The organism is Rhodococcus sp. ZPP (assembly GCF_017656075.1).
GTDB lineage: Bacteria > Actinomycetota > Actinomycetes > Mycobacteriales > Mycobacteriaceae > Rhodococcus_F > Rhodococcus_F oxybenzonivorans.
The window spans coordinates 2,020,821-2,038,145 of record NZ_CP058638.1 but is presented as its reverse complement, the minus strand read 5'-3'; the positions used below and the strand labels follow the sequence as shown (position 1 = coordinate 2,038,145).

Here is a 17,325-nt window from a genome sequence, read left to right as displayed (position 1 = left end):
AGTTGAGTGAGTAACGCTCAACTTCTTAGGAGGCTTCGGAATGCCAGCATTCTTCGGGCCGGAGGGCCCTGGTCGCATCGACATCAGCCGTCTCATGAGCCGCTCCACCCAGGAACTCATGGCAGCGGCCGCGCGGTTCGCCGCCGGTCGCGGTGACTCCGACCTCGATGCACTGCACGTTCTGCGCGTCATGGCCGAACAAGACCCGGCCAAGACACTGATGCAGCGAGCGGGTGCCGACGTGTCAGCCGTGTCGGACGCCGTGGAACTGCGTCTTCCGCAGGGCCGGAACTCGTCCGGATTCGCCGTGCCCTCGCTGAGCGGTGCGCTCAAGACCGCGCTGCTCGAGGCGCATCAGCTCGCCCGCGCTCTCGGGTCGACGTACATCGATCCCGAGCACCTGTTCCTCGCGCTCGCCGCAGATCAGGACCATGCCGCAGGCCGCCTGCTCGCCTCGGAGGGCGTCACCCCGGAGCGTCTACAGACCGCCATCCAAGGCGGGTCGGCCGAGCAGGCGCCGGACTCCGACACTCCCACCCTCGACAAGTACGGTTTCGATCTCACCGAACGTGCCCGCAGCGGCGGCGTCGACCCGGTGATCGGCCGGGCCGACGAGATCGAACAGACCATCGAGATCCTGTCGCGGCGGACCAAGAACAACCCCGTCCTCGTCGGTGAGGCGGGCGTCGGCAAGACGGCGATCGTCGAGGGCCTGGCTCAGCGAATCGTCGACGGCGACGTACCCGACCGTCTGACCGGTAAGCGCATCGTGCAACTCGACCTGTCGAGCATGGTGTCGGGAACGCGGTACCGCGGCGACTTCGAGGAACGCCTCACCAAGGTGATCGACGAGATCGCCGCCCACAAGGACGAGTTGATCGTCTTCATCGACGAGGTCCACACCATTGCCGGCGCCGGTGGCGGAGCCGAGGGTGCGATGGATGCCGGAAACATCCTCAAGCCGAAGCTCGCCCGCGGTGAACTGCACATCGTCGGTGCCACCACCCTCGACGAGTACCGCAAGCACATCGAGAAGGATCCGGCTCTCGAACGCCGATTCCAGCCGGTCACGGTGGCGGAGCCGAGCATCGAGGACGCAGTGGCCATTCTGTCGGGTCTCCGCGACCGGTACGAAGAGCACCACGGCGTGCGCTACACCGACGACGCCATCACCGCCGCCGTCGAACTCTCTGCCCGGTATATCGGTGACCGCTTCCTGCCCGACAAGGCGATCGATCTGATCGACCAGGCCGGGGCCCGGCTACGGCTGCGCATGCCGAGCGTCGACGTGGAGGCTCTGCGGAAGCAGGTGGAGGAGTTGGAACAGGCCAAGAATCAGGCCGTCGCCGACGAGCAGTACGAGAAGGCGTCGGGACTGCGTGACCAGATCACGAAGCTGCAGGCCCGCATCGGTGGCAAGGCCGACGCGTCGGACATTGCGCCGGACGTGACCGCCGAGCAGATCGCCGAGGTCGTGTCGCGGTCGACGGGTATTCCCGCGAGCCAGATGACCCAGGAGGAGAAGGAACGCCTCCGCCGGCTCGAAGACGAACTGCACCGGCGGGTCATCGGGCAAGACGATGCCGTGCGGGCCATCGCCCGGGCGGTGCGTCGGAGCCGGACCGGTATGAACGATCCCGACCGCCCCGTGGGCAGCTTCCTGTTCCTCGGCCCGACCGGTGTCGGCAAGACCGAACTGGCGAAGGCTCTGGCCGCCACCCTGTTCGGTGACGAGAACAAGATGCTGCGACTCGACATGAGCGAGTTCGGTGAACGGCACACGGTCAGTCGCCTGGTGGGTGCCCCTCCCGGATACGTCGGCTACGGCGAGGCGGGACAGCTCACCGAGCAGGTCCGGCGCAACCCGTACTCGGTGATCCTGCTCGACGAGATCGAGAAGGCGCACCCCGACGTGTTCAACACGCTGCTGCAGGTGCTCGACGACGGACGGTTGACCGACGGTCAGGGCCGGACGGTGGATTTCAAGAACACCGTTCTGATCATGACCAGCAACCTGGGGTCCGACATCATCTCCAGCAAGTCGGGCGGACTGGGCTTCGCCACCGGTGACGCCGAGGCGTCGGAGAAGCCGCTGCGAGACCGGGTGATGGGCCGGCTGCGCGAGTCGATGCGGCCGGAATTCCTCAACCGGATCGACGAGATCGTGATCTTCCGCAAGCTGGACACCGAACAGCTGCACCGGATCACCGACCTACTGTTGGATGACAGCCGGAAGCGGCTCGAGGCCAAGGGCATCGAGATCTCGTTCAGCGACGCCGCGGTGGACTGGATTGCCGAACACGGACACCAGCCCGAGTTCGGGGCACGCCCCCTGCGCCGGTCGATCCAGCGTGCGGTCGACGACCGGATCGCGGACCTGCTGCTCGACGACATTCTCGTCGAGGGTGGCAGCGTGACGGTCGGTGTCAACGACGACGAGCTGGATCTGGTCGTCGGCTGAGCCCGTGTGAGGGCACAGTATGCTTCGGCCTACTGTGCCACTCACGTGTGTGCTGGGAGCCCCTAACCCGCCCTCGCCGTCTCGGATCGGCACCTGATGATGAGCTGTGCGTCGTGCGCAGTCACCTGTGCGATGTGCTGGGCTGCACTGTGATCCGGGAGTATGCCCGGGGTGCGCTGCCTACCACGCAGGAGATGTGGCCGGATTGCCGCCGACCGCGGTGTGTGCCCGCCTCCGAAACGGTTACCTACTGCCCAGCAGAATTCAGTCGAGCAGTTCGACCTCCCAGTTCGCTTGCTGCACTCGGAGATCGACTTCCCGGATCTGCCGCGCCAGATCATCGGCAGTACGCCTGAGATCCCGGACCGGCAACGCTGCGACGAAGACGAGCTCCGAGCGTAATTGTCGGCCGTACCGGTCCTGCTCACGACCGGAGGCGGCATCCGCGGCGGCGGACACCACCCGGTGCCGGATGCGCAGCATGTCCCGGCGAGCCAGGGCGTCCGTAATGCTCGCATCACCCAGGGGCGCAGACGTATTGGTTCGATTGATTCTTCGGACGAGGACCTCCAGGCGGTCCAGGACCTCCTCGAGTTCGGCGAGTAGCGCCGCGGCGTCCTCCGCCGGCGACTCGCCCTCTTGATGTCGCGCATTCGTGAGGATGCGCGATTTCAGGTGCTCCACCCGACGCGTCAGATCGCCGCGTTCGGTCAGTGCCGCTGCAAGTTTCATCTCTACCTCCCCACCTGTTCGATTGAATGTTCCCCTCGTCTGCGCGAGTGTGCGCCAACGATTTCGAGCGTCGACGGACACGCAGGGTGGAGGGGTCACGACATCGGAGGGGCGCCGATCGAAGCGTGGGGAGCGGATCTCGGTGGGCGCTCATGCGCCTTTCGTCGAGTCGCGATTCAGCATCCTCAACAACTACCACATCTCTGCGCTCGGCGCGAGCATCAATGTCCACGGTGGGCGGTGGCGACTATCGTTGAGGTATGCGAGCGGAAGACGGCGAATTGACCTCCAAGCACCAACCGTTGCTGGTCTTGAGCAAGATTACGGAGATTCTCGATGCGTTCAGCCTGTCGCGTCCGTCGATGACGCTGGGCGAGATCCAGCAGGCGACGGGTCTGCCGACGTCGACGGTCCAACGGCTGGTCAGCAACCTGGTGGCGCAGGAATTTCTCGACCGGTCCGGCGATCAGATCCGGATCGGCGTGAAGATGGCGTTCTGGGCTGCGACGGCCACCAAGGGACTCGACGTGCTGGCTGTCGTCACGCCGGTGCTGAAGGAGATCCGCGACGCCACCGGCGAGACCGTCAGCTTCTTCCGGGTCGAGCAGGGTTACCGCGTGTGCGTGGCCATCGCTGAGACCGAGCACGCGCTGCGCCGCAACATGTACGTCGGAAAGATCGTCCCCTTGCCCGCGGGATCGGCGGGCCGGGTGTTGCTCGCCTGGAACCCGGAACTCACCGAACAGGTCCTCGCCGGCCCCATCGAGCCGATGACCGAGGGCACCGTCACCGACACCGCAGTGCTGCGTGAACTGATTCATCAGGCCCGGGCCGACGGGTACGCCATCACCGCCGGGGAGCGGGAAGACAGCGCGTCGGGATTGGCGGCGCCCGTGTTCGATTCGTCCGCCGACGTGATCGGTGCCCTCGCGATCAGCGGGCCAACACTCCGCATGCCGCGCGAGCAGTGCGAGAAGTGGGTGGATCTGCTCGTCGGCAGCGCCGAGAAGGTCACCCGGACGCTGGGTGGTCGCTACCCGTCATGAGCTGCGCCGCGATCGTGCGGCCGGCGTCGTGCATGGCCACGGCGTCTGTGGCGACGAAAACGCCGGCGAACCTGGACCCGTAATCGCCGAGATCGTCGCCCACGGAGCCGACGACGGCGTACACCGGGGTGGTGCCCGCGCGGGCGAGGATCGCGGAGATGATCTTGCCCGCTTTCGTCTGTCCGTCGAGCCTGCCCTCGCCCACCACGATCGCCGACGTGTCCGCGGCGAGGGCGTCGAAACCGGTCACATCGAGGACGTACTCGGCGCCGGAGCGGAGTTCGGCGTCGTACCGTGCCCACATGCCGCCGGAGAACCCGCCTGCCGCGCCGGTGCCGTCGACTTCGGACGGGTCGCGGGGCAGAGCCCGCGCCTTCGCCTCGAGTCGCCGCGTGAGCAGTTGCACAGCTTCCGCGTCGGCACCCTTCTGCGGTCCGAACACCCTGGCGGCGTCGACATACCGGGTGGTGACGTCGGTCAGCACGGTGACGGAGGCGCCCCGGAGCCCGCCGCCTGCCTCGATGGCGGCGATGGCGCCGGTGCCCCCGTCCGTGGTGGCGGAACCGCCGGCCGCGATGACGATGTGCCGGGCACCGCGCCGGGCCGCGTCGGCGACGAGCATCCCGGTGCCGTAGGTGGTGGCGGTGATCGGGTCGCGGGGACCGTCGTGCGGTGTGGTGATCCCGGAGGCTGCGGCGATCTCGATGACCGCCGTCCCGTTTTCGGACAGTCCGTACGTCGGCCGGCACGGACTACCCCAGGGGTTGCGGGCGCGGGCAACGACCGGGCGCAGTCCGAGGGGGACCGCGAGAACGTCGAGGGTGCCTTCGCCGCCGTCGGCGACCGGCAGCCGGATCGCGGTACCGCCGAATGACTCGACCCCGCCGGCGACGGCGTCGGCGACCTCGCCTGCGGTGTAGGTGCCCTTGAAACTGTCGGGGGCGATCAGAACAGTCATGGGTTCCACGCTTCCGGGTTGACCGGATGTGGGGGAATCCGGTTCTGCGCCATGGCCACAGCGTTCTCCGCGCACAGTCTCGCCATCTCGGCGCGCACCGACACCGTGGCACTGCCGAGGTGGGGGAGCAGCACCGTGTTCGACTGTTCCGCGAGTCCCGGGGCGAGCACGGGTTCGTCCTCGTACACGTCCAGCCCGGCGCCGGCGATCTCCCCGGATTTCAGGGCGGCGACGAGGGCGGCTTCGTCGACGACGGGACCGCGGGCCGTGTTGATCAGGATCGCGGAGGGCTTCATCGCCGTCAGCACGCCCGTATCGACCAGGTGGCGGGTTTGCGCGTTGAGGGGCACGTGCAGCGACAGGTAGTCGCTGGTGGCGACGAGGGTGTCCCAGTCGGTGTGGGTGACGAGTCCGGCGAACTCCCCGAGTTCCTCGTCCGTCACCGGCCGGTCGCCGGGAGGCCGAGGGCAGAACTGCACCTGCATGCCGAAGGCCAGTGCCCGTTTCGCGGTCGCCCGCGCGATCCGCCCGAACCCGGCGAGACCGAGCGTGCGCCCCGAAACATCCTGGCCGAGGAGCAGGTTCGGCTCCCATCCGGTGAACTTTCCGGCGCGGACGAACGTGTCGGCCTCCACGGCGCGGCGGGCGGTGGCCATGATCAGCAGCATCGCGACGTCGGCGGTGGCGTCGGTGAGCACCCCGGGTGTGTTGCCGACGAGGATCGAGTTCGCGGTGGCCGCGTCGACGTCGACGTTGTTGAACCCGACCGCGTAGTTGGAGATCCCGCGAATCTTCGCGGCGGCCAGGAGGTCGGCGTCGAAGGAGTCGCGCAGCTGGGACACCACCACGTCGTAGTCCCCGGACACGCACGCGTTCCGTAGTTGCGCGGCGCCGGGTAACGCGTCGGGGACGTGGACGCTGCCCGCGGCGCGCAGCAGCGTGAGACCGGGTTCGGGAATCGGGGTGGTGACGTAGAAGCGGGCGCCGCTCATCGGCCGCCGCCGATGACCCACTCGAACGCGGTGGCGTTGGAGCGTGCGCCCTGGGCGGCCTTGGATCGATTGGCCTCACCGAGTTCCGCGAGCGTCTTCTCGGACAGTTCCACCAGCGACCCGAAAACGGTGGGATTCAGCCAGTTTGGGCGGGTGGCGAACAGCAGGTCCTCGCTGGCGGTGTTGCCGCTGGCACCGGGCGCGAAGGGGCAGCCACCGAGTCCGCCGAGGGCGCCGTCGACGGTCATCGCGCCGGCCGCAACCGCGGCAAGGCTGTTCGCGACCCCCAGACCCCAGGTGTCGTGGCCGTGGAAGACGATTCCGCGCTGCGGGGTTTCCAGCCGGACCCGGGAGACGAGCGAGTACACCTCGGCGGGGACGGCCTGGCCGAGGGTGTCGCAGACGACGACGTCGACGGCGCCGTGGGCGCGCGGGTCGTTGGCAATGTCGATCACCCGTTGCTCGGGCACCCGGCCCTCGAACGGGCAGGTGAACGACGTCGCAATGCACAGTTGGATGCTGCCGCCGACCTGCTGGGCGAGTTCGATCGCCGCCGGCATCGCGGCGAGGCTGTCCTCGGTGGAACGTCCGATGTTCGCCTGGTTGTGGGAATCGGAAGCGGAGAAGCAGTACTGGAAATGGCGTGCACCGGCCGCGGCGGCCTTCTCCACGTGCCGGGGCGTCGCCACCCACACCCAGCAATGGTCCAGTTCCTCCGGGGTCAGTTCGGAGATCACTTCGACGGTATTCGCCATCGGCGGGACGAGGTCGGGACGGGCCATGGACCCGATCTCGAGCGCAGGCACGCCGAGTTCGAGGAGCCGGCGGGCGATCTCGAGCTTCCGGGCGGTGGGCAGCATCTTGCCCGTCAACTGCAACCCGTCGCGCAGGGTGACGTCGCGGAGCAGGGTGCGTGATTCGAAGGACTGCGTCATGAGAGGCCACCTACTGTGTCGTTGACGATGGAGTCGATCTGTTCGGGGGTCTTGCCGAGCAATGTTTCCAGGACCTCCCGGGTGTGCTCGCCGAGGTCCGGTCCGACGGTGCGGATGGGCAGCGACGTGCCGCCGATCACCGGGACGATGCCGGGGAACCCGACCTGCTTCGGCTCGGCCTCACCGGTGTCGACGGTGAATTGCTGAATCATGTTGCGGGCGGCATACTGCTCGTCGCTGCAGATGTCGGCGGCGGTGTTGATCGGACCCGACGGCACCCCGGCGGTGTCGAGGATCTTCAGCGCCTCCTCGCGGGAATACTGAGCGGTCCATTCGCCGATCGCTGCGTCGAGTTCGTCGCGTCGCTCCCAGCGGCCCGCGTTGGTCTGCAGACCCGGGTCGGCGCCGAGGTCGGGTCGGCCGATCGTGTCCATGTAGCGCTGGAAGATGGCGTCACCGTTGCCCGCGATGATGATGCTGTTGCCGTCGTTGCAGAGGTACGCGTTCGACGGGGCGATGCCTTCCATCCGTCCACCGACACGTTCACGTTTGACGCCGTACGCGAGGTAGTCGGGGATCAGCGACTCCATCATCGACAGGATCGATTCGTTGAGCGCGACGTCGATGATCCGATGCGGCAGGGACGGGCCCTGCGTTCCGGCGACTTTCGCAGTCTCCCGCTGGAACAGGGCCATCACCGCCCCGAACGCCGCGTAAAGGCCGGCGATCGAGTCGCCGATCGACACCCCTACCCGTACCGGTGGCCGGTCCGGGTCGCCGACGAGTTCACGGAATCCGCCCGCGGCCTCCGCGACCGCGGCGAACCCCGGCCGCTGTGACATCGGCCCGGTCTGCCCGAACGCCGAGATGCGGGTGATCACCAGGTCCGGGTTGGCCGCGTTCAACGCATCCGGTCCGATGCCCCACTTCTCGAGGGTGCCGGGCCGGAAGTTCTCCAGCAGGATGTCGCACTTGGCGGCGAGGTCGAGGACGAGCTGCCTACCTTCCTCGGTCCGCAGGTCCAGCACGATCGACTTCTTGTTGCGGTTGATCGTGCGGTACAGCATCGACGTGTCGCCGGAGTAGAGGCGCCAGTTGCGCAGTTCGTCACCGGTTTTCGGACGCTCAACCTTGATCACCTCGGCCCCGAAGTCGGCGAGCATGCGTCCCGCGGTCGGGGCGGCGATGTAGTTACCCAGCTCGAGTACCCGTACGCCGTCGAGGGGGCGGATCGTGTTTTCAGACATGATGTTCCTTCAGGGGTGCGAGGGGCGGTCAGAAGAACAGGCTCATCGGAAGAATGAGCAGGATGGCGACCACCGACGCCACCGATACTCCTACGGAGCACGTCTTCAGCGTGCCACGTGTGGTCTGTCCCATGAGGGATTGCAGGAGCCAGAAGGTGTTGCTGGTGACGTGCACGGCGAACAGTGAACCGGCACCGGCCGCCAGCGCGATCAGGACGGGATCGAGGCCGATGATCGGTGCGACGGGGGCGAGGACGCCGGCGGCGGTAATCGCGGAGATCGTCACCGAGCCGACCGCAATATGCAGGGCGGCGGCCATCACCCACACCATGAGCAGCGGGGCGGCGTGGTTGGCGGCGAAGTACTGACCGAGAATGTCCCCGAGTCCGACGGCCGCGATAGTGGCGGCAAGCGAGCCACCGACTCCGGTGAGAATCAGGATCTGGCCGCTTTCGCTGAAACCGCTGGCGATTGCCTTCTGCACGCGATGCTGGCCGATGGTGAGCCGTCCGATGAAACTGGTGCCGATCAGACCGATCAACAAAGCGATGAGCGGTTCGGACACGAAGTCGATAACCGGATTGCTGACGTCGGCGATATCCAGAATGGCGCCGGTAGCGATGAGAAGAAGTGACACGAGCAGCGGAGCGAGCAGGACGATGAGCCGGCCCTCGTGCCGGGTCACGACATCATTGTCCGTGGTCGGGCGCAGGCTGGTGCTGGTGCGCTCGGCCTGGGCGACGCTGCGACCGGGCACGGGCCGCGGGCTCGAGGCACCTACGCCGCCATCGGGAGTCGCGTCCTCGTCCTCGTCGTCCACCACTGTCTGATGGAAGTGCTCCTCGTCCTTCTCCGGGTTCCACCAACCGTGGGTGAACAGGAACGACATGATCGCCACCGAGATCGCCACTGTCGGGATCACCAGGATCAACCCGAAGATCAGCATCTTGCCGAGGGGCACACCGAGCAGTCCGGCGAGCGCCAGCGCGCCCACACCCGGGACCATGAGCACGATGCCGCACTCGAGCCCGATCGCCAGCGCAGTGGCCATCCGCGCGGTGCCCATCCGGCCGATCTTCGGGGCGAGGTTACGTGCGAGCGGTGCGGAGATGACCAGCAGTACGTCGAGGAAGATTGACTGAAGCAACGTCGCGATGGTCAGCGACAGCGCGTAGGGCATCCGCTTGGGACCGAATACCCGCAGCAGCGTTCCCACCAGACGTTGGATCGCACCCATCTCCCGCAGCATGGCGCCCATCAGGACGCCGAAGGAGATAAGCAACCCCACTTCGGCCATGATGTCGCCGAAACCGGTGGCGATCGTCTCCACCGTCTTCGCCGTTCCGAGCCCGGAAGTGAGGCCGAGATAGGCGGATCCCACGACCAGCGACACCACCGGGTTGAACTTGAAACGCACGATCATCAGCACCACGGCCGACACGGCGATCGCGGTGTTGATCAGGATTGCGAGGTCTGACATTGACGCGTCCTAACGAGGAGGCGGATAGTGACTACAGTCACAAGGTCACCCATATTATGAACACAGACTCACGATATAAGCAACGGGCCCCCGGCCTCTAGGGGTGGGTGTGGCGCCGATCGGGGTCGGCCGCTACTGTGGGCGCCATGCAGCGCGTGTATTTCTGGTTTAGCAGGCCGGCCCCGGGTGGGTCGGTCGGCGTAACCACGCGCTGATCACTTCCACCCCAGAGCCGGATTACAGACCGGCTCGCGGGATTCTTCACAGTCTTCGAGGGTCGGCCTGAGAACAGGAACTCCACCCCATGACTGTCACTCTCGACACCGCGTCCCACGCTGATCGCCTCGACGACCAGCGCACAGTGAGCATCAGCCCCCTGGTGGCCCCCTCTGTCGTGCGCCGTGAATTCGCGCCCGACGATGTCGCGGCTGCGACTGTGCGTAGCGGCCGCGCCGACACGGTCAACGTGCTGAACGGCGACGACGACCGTCTTCTCGTCGTGGTCGGCCCGTGCTCGGTGCACGATCCGGCGGCTGCGATGGACTACGCGCGCCGACTCGCCGCGAAGGCGGAGGAACTCCGGGACGATCTGCACATCGTCATGCGTGTCTACTTCGAGAAGCCGCGCACGACCCTGGGATGGAAGGGCCTGCTCAACGACCCGCATCTGGACGGCACCTTCGACATCGACACCGGTCTGCGGATGGGGCGGAAACTGCTGCTCGACGTGTCCTCGCTCGGGCTTCCCGTCGGTTGCGAATTCCTCGACCCGATCATGCCCCAGTACATTGCCGACCTGGTCACCTACGGCGCAATCGGTGCGCGCACCGCCGCCAGCCAGGTGCATCGACAGCTCTGCAGCGCGCTGTCGATGCCGGTAGGTATCAAGAACTCCACGGAGGGTGACGTGCAGGTGGCGGTCGACGGAACGAGGGCCGCGGCGGCGAGTCATGTGTTCCCCGGGACGGATCTGGACGGTCAGGCCGCTCTGATCCGGACGATGGGCAACCCCGACTGCCATGTGATCTTGCGCGGCGGAACCGACGGACCCAACTACGACTCGGAGACGGTGTCCGACACACTCGCCCGGCTGCGGAAGTCGGGACTGTCCGAGCGGGTCGTGATCGATGCGAGCCACGGCAACAGCAGCAAGAATCACGAAAAGCAGGTGGAGGTGGTCGGCGACATCGCGGCGCGGCTCGAGGCGGGCGAGCGCGGCGTCGTCGGCGTCATGATCGAGAGCTTCATCGAGGCCGGCCGTCAGGACCTCACCCTGGGCCGCGCCGAGGACCTCACCTACGGGCAGTCCATCACCGACGCCTGCATCGACTGGGACACCACCGCCGCGCAGCTCGACCGGTTGGCGCAGGCGGTCGCGGCCCGGCGGGGGTGAGCGATCATCGGACTCCTCGCGTGCGGAACTGGACGCTGATGCGTGGCCCCACCGGGCGGCTGCACTTCGGTACGCAATGCTCCCAGGTGCGTTGGCAGGATCCCCCCATCACCAGTAGGTCGCCGTGCCCGAGCGAGTACCGGATCGACTGCCCTCCACCGCGCGGCCGCAGCAACAGCGGTCGCGCGGTGCCGAGGGAGAGGATGGCCACCAACGTGTCCTGGGTGCGGCTACGGCCGGTGTCGTCGCCGTGCCAGGCCACGCTGTCGGAGCCGCCCCTGTAGAAGCAGAGGCCCGAGGTCACGAACTTTTCTCCCAGTTCAGGCAGGTAATGCGTGCTCAACGCCTCGCGCGCCGCGACCAGGAGTGGATCGGGAAGCGGCTCGTTCTCCCCGTAGAAGCGGACGAGACGCGGAACGTCGACCACGCGGTCGTACATCTGTCTGCGCTCTGCCCGCCACGGAACGGTGTCGACGAGCTCGGTGAACAGCTCGTCGGAGCCCGTCATCCAGCCGGGGCGCACGTCGACCCACGCGCCGGCAGTGAGGGTTCGGCGAGTGACCGTCGATCCGAGTTCGCCCAGTTCGACACCGCCCGACGCGTCGTCGAACAGCGAAGCCTGGAGCGCGTACCGCGCGTCCGCGGAAGTCATGCGGTCATACTACCTCGAGGTTCGAACGTATGTTCCCCTCATTTTCGGGCGTAGTGATCACCGCTCAAACGCACCCGATTTCTGTAGCTGCACTACTTTTCGGGCCCTAGAAGAAGTGCGGCTGCGAAGAAGGGGTGCGTCTGTGTACAAGAGCGCGGCACCGGTCCACCGAGGCCGGACTGGACGGTGACGGCGAGTGACGTTGGTGGGATCGTCACGACCATGATCGATTCGACGGCAATACTCGGGGTGGCGGCGATCGCGCTCGGATTGGTACTGACGCCGGGACCCAACATGCTGTACTTGGTCTCGCGCAGCATCACTCAGGGCCGAGGAGCAGGTTTGATATCGCTGGGCGGAGTCGCGATCGGATTCTTGTTGTATCTGGCAGCGACGACGCTCGGGATTTCGGCGGTATTCTCTGCGGTTCCGCAGGCATACACGGCATTAAAACTGGCAGGTGCGTGTTACCTCGGCTGGCTGGCGTGGCAGGCGCTCCGGCCGGGCTCGGGTACACCGTTCGCCCCGAGGCAGACTCTGCCGCGCGATTCGCCGGCCCGTCTGTTCACGATGGGACTCACTACGAACTTGCTCAATCCCAAAATCGCGGTGATGTACCTGGCGTTGATTCCGCAGTTCGTCGACTCCGACTCCGGACCGGTGTGGTCGCAAAGTCTGCTGCTGGGAAGTGTCCAGATTGTCGTCGCTGTGGTCGTCAATGCCGCAATCGTCTGCCTTGCAGGGTCAGTCGCCGGCTTCCTGCAGGGACGGCCACGATGGATCCGCGCTCAGAAACTCGTGATGGGCAGTGTGCTGGGCGGGCTCGCGGTACATCTTGCGTTCGATCGCGGTCGCCCCACGGTGATCTGAAATCCGACGGACCACTCCCGCGGCGTCGTACTCGACTCAACCTGTCGGTACCTCGCTATACCGTCGGAACATGGGATACGAATTTCAGGTCACCGTCGATTCGGAGAACCCGCACAGCCTCGCGAAGTGGTGGGCGCAGACGCTCGGTTGGGAGGTGGAGCCGAGCAACGAGGAATTCATCCGCGGACTGGTGCAGGCCGGTCACGCGAAAGAATCCGACACCATGATCTTCGAAGGTGTTCTCGTCTGGCGGGAGGGTGCCGCCATTCGGGATCCGGCACATTCGGAGCGGCCACGGGTGCTGTTCCAACTCGTTCCCGAGTCGAAGACGGTGAAGAACCGCCTGCATCTCGACCTGCGGGTGGGAGACGGGCGAGAAGACCTCGCCAGGGAACTCGAGGAATCCGGCGCGAAGGTGCTCCACCGGGGACGGCAGGGTCCGAACGAGTGGATCACCATGGCCGATCCGGAGGGCAACGAGTTCTGCCTCGCCTGACCGAGCAGGCCGGGGACGCAATGGGCCGAAAACGCAGTGGGCCGAAAATGCAGTAGCCGAGGTCAGCGGTACGCGCTGGGAGTGGTGCCGGTCCACCGCTTGAAGGCGCGGCGGAATGCGCTGGGCTCGGAGAATCCCAGGCGTGCGGACAAATCGTCGACCGTCTCACCGCGTCGCAGACCCGCGACTGCGGCGTCGCGCAGAACCTCCTCGCGGAGCTGATTGAGCGAGGTGCCTTCCTGCCGGAGTAGGCGCCGTAGGTGGGGCACGCTGATCGACAGCATCTCCGCGATCTCCTCGGCGGTGGACGTGCGGCCCTTCATGCCCAATTCCAGCACCCGCCGCACCTGGGATGACGCCGTGCTGTCGTAGTCGCGCTCGGACATCAGTAGCGTCGGCGATTCGCGGAGGTACTCTTCGAGCGTGTCCTCGGTCTGGATGATCGGCAGCCGCAGCACTGCATTGTCGAATTCGATTGCGGGAATTGCGCAGTCGAACGTGACGGGGACACCGAAGATGTGGTCGTAGTTTTCGGCGAGGCGTGGAAGCGGTGCGGGGTACGGCATGTCGACGGCGAGCAACCGGACGCGCTTACCTACCAGCCACGCTGCGAACCGGTGCAGGAGAATGAGGAGGAAGTCGGTGGTGACGCGCGCCGCCTCGAGCGACAACTGTGCATCCTCGGCCGACTGGACCTTCGCGCCGGGACGGATATCGAGCGTCATGCGCGTTCCGCCGTGGTTGCCGGGGACGATGTGGAGAGCGGGAAGTGAGGGCAGCGCCCGGAGAATGTCTGCCATCCGCTCGAGCGCGGCAGAGAGGTCGGCGGTGTGGATCAACGCCAGACACACCAGCCGAAAGGTGCCGCGCGGCACCGGAGCCGGCCCGAGACCGAACAGTTCGTCGCCCGTGATCTGCCAGACCGCTTGCGTGAACGCAGTGACCTGGGTCGGTGTGAGCCTGGCCAATGGGTCCTGCAGCGACACCGCCGTGATCCCTGCGACGGATAAAGCGGGGGAGAGGTCGACGCCACTGCGAGCCGACAGCTCCAGTGATCGCCGGACGAAGTCGGCGGGGATGGTGCGAACAGTCACGAGCCAGGCTTTCCGAGAGCCCGCAATCGCCGTGCGGCCTCGGCGAGCACATGGTCCTGTTTGCAGAAGGCGAAGCGCACCAAGGGCTTCCACTGCTCGGGATGGTCGGTGAACACGCTGACCGGCACACCGGCGACACCGATCCGCGCCGGAAGATCGCGACAGAACTCGATACCGTCGTGCTCGCCGATCCCCGTGATGTCGGCGCAGAGGTAGTACGTGCCCCCGCCGGAACGGACTTCGAGGCCGGCCGCCACGAGAGCGTCGTAAAGAACATCCCTCTTCGTTTGCAAGCTGTCGCGTAGTTGTGTCACCCACTGCTGTTCGTGCGTCAGCGCGTGAGCCACCGCCGGCTGGAACGGGCCGCCGCCCACGAACGACATGTACTGCTTCGCGGTGCGCACGGCGTCGACGAGTTCGGCGGGTCCGCATGCCCAACCGATCTTCCAACCGGTGACGTTGAACGTCTTGGCGGCACTCGACACGCTGACCGTGCGTTCGTACATCCCGGGGAGGGTGGCGACGGCGGTATGGGTCCGGCCGTCGAAGACCAGGTGTTCGTAGACCTCGTCACTGAGGACCAGCAGGTCGTGCTCGCAGGCCAGGCGAGCGACGGCCTCGAGTTCTTCGCGGGTGAACACCGTGCCGGTGGGATTGTGCGGTGTGTTGAGCACCAGCATCCGGGTCTTGCTCGTGACTGCATCGCGGAGTCCGTCGAGGTCGACGGCGAAGCTCTCGCCGGCGGGGACGAGGGGCACGGTGCGGCGTATCGCGCCCGCCAGTGCGACGGAGGCCGCATAGGAGTCGTAGTACGGCTCGATCAACACCACCTCCTCGCCGGGCTCCACGAGACCGAGAATTGCCGCGCTGATCGCTTCCGTCGCGCCAACGGTGATCAGCACCTCCGAGTCCGGGTCGTGGTCGAGGCCATAGCGAGCCAGCCGGTCGGCGGCCACCGCACGCCGCAACACGGGCATTCCGGGCCCGGGTGGGTACTGGTTGAGGCCGTCGGCGATGGCCGCTCGCGCGGTGTCGAGCATCGACGACGGCCCGTCGGTATCGGGGAAACCCTGGCCGAGGTTGATGGCGCCGTGTTCCACCGCGAGGGCGGTCATCTCGGCGAAGATGGTCGACGCGAACGGCTGCAGGCGCGAGACGGTTCGATTACGCGGCGTAGCCGACAGGCGATTGCGCGGCGTTTCGGGCATTACTGCAGCGTAGTCGGTGTGCCACCGAACCTCGCACACGGCCGTGTCACGTTCTGCGGGGCTGTCTCGTCTTCTCTGTAGACGGCGCGCGAAGGGCGCCCGGTGACGATGGAGGACACAATGCCCCGCATTCCCGCAGTGGCCCCGGCTGACGCGAGCCCGTTGGTCAAGGTCGCGTACAAATTCGCTGCCCACAAGTTCGACGAGGTCCCGGAGCCGTTCACCGTGCTCGCCCACCACCGCAAACTCTTCGTCGCCTCGGCCCGGCACGAGCTGGCGGTGCAGAAGGCGTCGACCGTGCTTCCGGCCAGTGTTCGGGAGCTGGCCGTGTACCGCGTCGCCTGGACGATCGGCTGCTCATGGTGCGTGGACTTCGGGACGATGCTGCAACGCCTGGACGGGCTGGACACGGCGAGGCTCGAAGACATCGGCAACTACGCCGACTCCCCGGCGTACAGCGAGGATGAACGTGCGGCCATCGCCTATGCCGACGCGATGACTGCAACGCCCACGACGGTCACGGACGAACAGGTGGCCGACCTCGAACGCCGTTTCGGCAGGGACGGTGTCGTCGAACTGTCGTATCAGATCGGAATCGAAAACATGCGGGCCCGGATGTATTCGGCACTGGGCATCACCGAACAGGGTTTCAGCACCGATTCGTGTCGGGTTCCGTGGGCCTCGAACGACGCGCAGGTCACGAAGGGTGGTCCGGAAGCCTGATCCCGAGGAGCTTCTCCGGATTCGCGATGTCGTAGGCGGCGTAGACGAGTCCGTCCCGGACGGTGAACCCACCCACTCGCGGAGGCGAGCTGCGGTGGGTCCCGCCGCCGGCGATCCCGGCGCTGAAGAAGCCGAGCTGACCGTTGACAAGGACAGGCTGCATGGTGGTGAAGGCGGCGGCGCCGTACTTTCGGATGAGGCCGAGATAGAAGCGAGCGAACTTGTCCGCTCCCCGGATGACGTTGACGGCGGTACCGGTCGTGCCGTTGGCGTCGCCGATGACGAGGGCGTCGGGGTGCAGTGCCGACACCACCGCATCGATGTCGCCGGAGGCGAGGGCTCCGAGAAGTCGCTGCACCGCGCGGGAATGCTCCTCGTCCGGGACCGCGGGAGTGGTTGCTGCCGCGGCCTTACGGGCGCGGGACGCGAGCTGCCGCGCCGCCGGAACCGCGATCCCCAGCAGGTCTGCCACCTCGTCGAATGGCACCCCGAACCCGTCGTGGAGCACGAAGGCGACGCGTTGCTGCGGAGTGAGCGTGTCGAGCACGATCAACGCGGCCAGCCGGTTGTCTTCCTCCTGTACGACCGCTTCGAGCGGATCCGGCTCCGCAGACGGTCCCAGCCCGGTGACTATGGGTTCTGGAAGCCACTGCCCGACATACTGTTCCCGCCGCACGGCGGCCGATCGCAGCCGATCGAGGCAGATTCTGCCGACCACGGTGGTCAGCCAGCTCCGGAGGTCCCGTATGCCGGTGGCATTCTCTTCGTCGAGTCGCAGCCACGACTCCTGCACGGCATCCTCGGCGTCGCTGACACTGCCGGTCAGCCGATAGGCCACCGACAACAGATGCCGCCGGTGGCCCTCGAATTCGTCTACCAGCGTCGCTGACGGCATGCCGACATCGTACGTCCGATCCAGACATAAAATCCGTGGTGCGCGTAACCGTTGACCCTGGTGGGGGCACCGGACGTATTGTGGGACAACCACACGACGTCAGGGAGTTCTGCCATGTTCCAGTGTTGTAGCTGTCGCAGCTG

16 protein-coding genes are annotated in these 17,325 nt (G+C 66.5%); 6 read left to right on the top strand and 10 right to left on the bottom strand.

Annotated elements, in window-relative coordinates; translation table 11 throughout:
* Window positions 1–40: 40 nt before the first annotated feature.
* Complete coding sequence (locus HYG77_RS09645) at window positions 41–2,461, top strand: ATP-dependent Clp protease ATP-binding subunit (RefSeq protein ID WP_208962521.1); 2,421 nt, start codon at window positions 41–43, stop codon at window positions 2,459–2,461.
* 264 nt (window positions 2,462–2,725) lie between these two features.
* Here HYG77_RS09645 and HYG77_RS09640 read toward each other — a convergent pair whose 3' ends face one another.
* Complete coding sequence (locus HYG77_RS09640; protein ID WP_208962520.1) at window positions 2,726–3,193, bottom strand: DIP1984 family protein; 468 nt, start codon at window positions 3,191–3,193, stop codon at window positions 2,726–2,728.
* Between the two features lie 260 nt (window positions 3,194–3,453).
* On the opposite strand from HYG77_RS09640, the gene HYG77_RS09635 reads away from it, so the two are divergent.
* Complete coding sequence (locus tag HYG77_RS09635) at window positions 3,454–4,239, top strand: IclR family transcriptional regulator (RefSeq protein WP_208962519.1); 786 nt, start codon at window positions 3,454–3,456, stop codon at window positions 4,237–4,239.
* On the opposite strand, the gene HYG77_RS09630 is transcribed toward HYG77_RS09635, so the two are convergent.
* Genes HYG77_RS09630 through HYG77_RS09610 form a run of 5 tightly spaced genes read right to left on the bottom strand, consistent with a single transcriptional unit; the run spans window position 4,205 to window position 9,851 of the window.
* Window positions 4,205–5,197 carry a glycerate kinase gene (locus HYG77_RS09630; protein ID WP_208962518.1) on the bottom strand — a complete coding sequence of 331 codons (993 nt, stop codon included), beginning with the start codon at window positions 5,195–5,197 and terminating at the stop codon, window positions 4,205–4,207. The genes HYG77_RS09635 and HYG77_RS09630 overlap by 35 nt on opposite strands.
* Window positions 5,194–6,189, bottom strand: coding sequence for a D-glycerate dehydrogenase (locus HYG77_RS09625; protein WP_208962517.1), 996 nt, complete (start codon window positions 6,187–6,189; stop codon window positions 5,194–5,196). The genes HYG77_RS09630 and HYG77_RS09625 overlap by 4 nt, the downstream gene beginning before the upstream one ends.
* Window positions 6,186–7,124, bottom strand: a complete 939-nt coding sequence (locus HYG77_RS09620) for a hydroxymethylglutaryl-CoA lyase (RefSeq protein ID WP_208962516.1) — start codon at window positions 7,122–7,124, stop codon at window positions 6,186–6,188. Before HYG77_RS09620 ends, HYG77_RS09625 begins: the two co-directional genes overlap by 4 nt.
* The gene (locus HYG77_RS09615; RefSeq protein WP_208963341.1) at window positions 7,121–8,374 is read right to left on the bottom strand and encodes a CaiB/BaiF CoA-transferase family protein; all 1,254 of its coding nucleotides are present in this window, start codon (window positions 8,372–8,374) and stop codon (window positions 7,121–7,123) included. Before HYG77_RS09615 ends, HYG77_RS09620 begins: the two co-directional genes overlap by 4 nt.
* 25 nt (window positions 8,375–8,399) lie before the next feature.
* On the bottom strand, window positions 8,400–9,851 hold the full coding sequence (locus tag HYG77_RS09610; RefSeq protein ID WP_109327336.1) for an SLC13 family permease: 1,452 nt from the start codon (window positions 9,849–9,851) through the stop codon (window positions 8,400–8,402).
* Between the two features lie 304 nt (window positions 9,852–10,155).
* Between HYG77_RS09610 and HYG77_RS09605 the strand changes: the two genes are divergently transcribed.
* Window positions 10,156–11,244, top strand: coding sequence for a 3-deoxy-7-phosphoheptulonate synthase (locus HYG77_RS09605; RefSeq protein ID WP_159919809.1), 1,089 nt, complete (start codon window positions 10,156–10,158; stop codon window positions 11,242–11,244).
* A gap of 4 nt (window positions 11,245–11,248) precedes the next feature.
* Here the strand turns inward: HYG77_RS09605 and HYG77_RS09600 are convergent, their stop codons facing one another.
* Window positions 11,249–11,896 carry an alpha-ketoglutarate-dependent dioxygenase AlkB gene (locus HYG77_RS09600; protein ID WP_208962515.1) on the bottom strand — a complete coding sequence of 216 codons (648 nt, stop codon included), beginning with the start codon at window positions 11,894–11,896 and terminating at the stop codon, window positions 11,249–11,251.
* Between the two features lie 222 nt (window positions 11,897–12,118).
* On the opposite strand from HYG77_RS09600, the gene HYG77_RS09595 reads away from it, so the two are divergent.
* Both HYG77_RS09595 and HYG77_RS09590 read left to right on the top strand, forming a co-directional pair.
* On the top strand, window positions 12,119–12,766 hold the full coding sequence (locus HYG77_RS09595; RefSeq protein ID WP_208962514.1) for a LysE family translocator: 648 nt from the start codon (window positions 12,119–12,121) through the stop codon (window positions 12,764–12,766).
* Between the two features lie 70 nt (window positions 12,767–12,836).
* Window positions 12,837–13,262, top strand: coding sequence for a VOC family protein (locus HYG77_RS09590; protein WP_109327342.1), 426 nt, complete (start codon window positions 12,837–12,839; stop codon window positions 13,260–13,262).
* 62 nt (window positions 13,263–13,324) lie between these two features.
* Here HYG77_RS09590 and HYG77_RS09585 read toward each other — a convergent pair whose 3' ends face one another.
* On the bottom strand, window positions 13,325–14,356 hold the full coding sequence (locus HYG77_RS09585) for an AraC family transcriptional regulator (RefSeq protein ID WP_208962513.1): 1,032 nt from the start codon (window positions 14,354–14,356) through the stop codon (window positions 13,325–13,327).
* Entirely contained in the window at window positions 14,353–15,540 is a 1,188-nt protein-coding gene (locus HYG77_RS09580; RefSeq protein ID WP_208963340.1) for a pyridoxal phosphate-dependent aminotransferase, read from the bottom strand. Before HYG77_RS09580 ends, HYG77_RS09585 begins: the two co-directional genes overlap by 4 nt.
* Before the next feature lie 144 nt (window positions 15,541–15,684).
* Between HYG77_RS09580 and HYG77_RS09575 the strand changes: the two genes are divergently transcribed.
* Window positions 15,685–16,287, top strand: coding sequence for a carboxymuconolactone decarboxylase family protein (locus tag HYG77_RS09575; protein ID WP_208962512.1), 603 nt, complete (start codon window positions 15,685–15,687; stop codon window positions 16,285–16,287).
* Here HYG77_RS09575 and HYG77_RS09570 read toward each other — a convergent pair.
* Window positions 16,262–17,182, bottom strand: a complete 921-nt coding sequence (locus HYG77_RS09570; protein WP_208962511.1) for a sigma-70 family RNA polymerase sigma factor — start codon at window positions 17,180–17,182, stop codon at window positions 16,262–16,264. The two genes, HYG77_RS09575 and HYG77_RS09570, sit on opposite strands and share 26 nt — an antisense overlap.
* Window positions 17,183–17,325 lie beyond the last annotated feature (143 nt).

Coding starts and splice junctions, on each gene's coding strand:
- HYG77_RS09645 (WP_208962521.1), top strand. CDS start 41: ATGCCAGCATTCTTCGGGCCGGAGGGCCCTGGTCGCATCGACATCAGC.
- HYG77_RS09640 (WP_208962520.1), bottom strand. CDS start 3,193: ATGAAACTTGCAGCGGCACTGACCGAACGCGGCGATCTGACGCGTCGG.
- HYG77_RS09635 (WP_208962519.1), top strand. CDS start 3,454: ATGCGAGCGGAAGACGGCGAATTGACCTCCAAGCACCAACCGTTGCTG.
- HYG77_RS09630 (WP_208962518.1), bottom strand. CDS start 5,197: ATGACTGTTCTGATCGCCCCCGACAGTTTCAAGGGCACCTACACCGCA.
- HYG77_RS09625 (WP_208962517.1), bottom strand. CDS start 6,189: ATGAGCGGCGCCCGCTTCTACGTCACCACCCCGATTCCCGAACCCGGT.
- HYG77_RS09620 (WP_208962516.1), bottom strand. CDS start 7,124: ATGACGCAGTCCTTCGAATCACGCACCCTGCTCCGCGACGTCACCCTG.
- HYG77_RS09610 (WP_109327336.1), bottom strand. CDS start 9,851: ATGTCAGACCTCGCAATCCTGATCAACACCGCGATCGCCGTGTCGGCC.
- HYG77_RS09605 (WP_159919809.1), top strand. CDS start 10,156: ATGACTGTCACTCTCGACACCGCGTCCCACGCTGATCGCCTCGACGAC.
- HYG77_RS09600 (WP_208962515.1), bottom strand. CDS start 11,896: ATGACTTCCGCGGACGCGCGGTACGCGCTCCAGGCTTCGCTGTTCGAC.
- HYG77_RS09595 (WP_208962514.1), top strand. CDS start 12,119: ATGATCGATTCGACGGCAATACTCGGGGTGGCGGCGATCGCGCTCGGA.
- HYG77_RS09590 (WP_109327342.1), top strand. CDS start 12,837: ATGGGATACGAATTTCAGGTCACCGTCGATTCGGAGAACCCGCACAGC.
- HYG77_RS09575 (WP_208962512.1), top strand. CDS start 15,685: ATGCCCCGCATTCCCGCAGTGGCCCCGGCTGACGCGAGCCCGTTGGTC.
- HYG77_RS09570 (WP_208962511.1), bottom strand. CDS start 17,182: ATGCCGTCAGCGACGCTGGTAGACGAATTCGAGGGCCACCGGCGGCAT.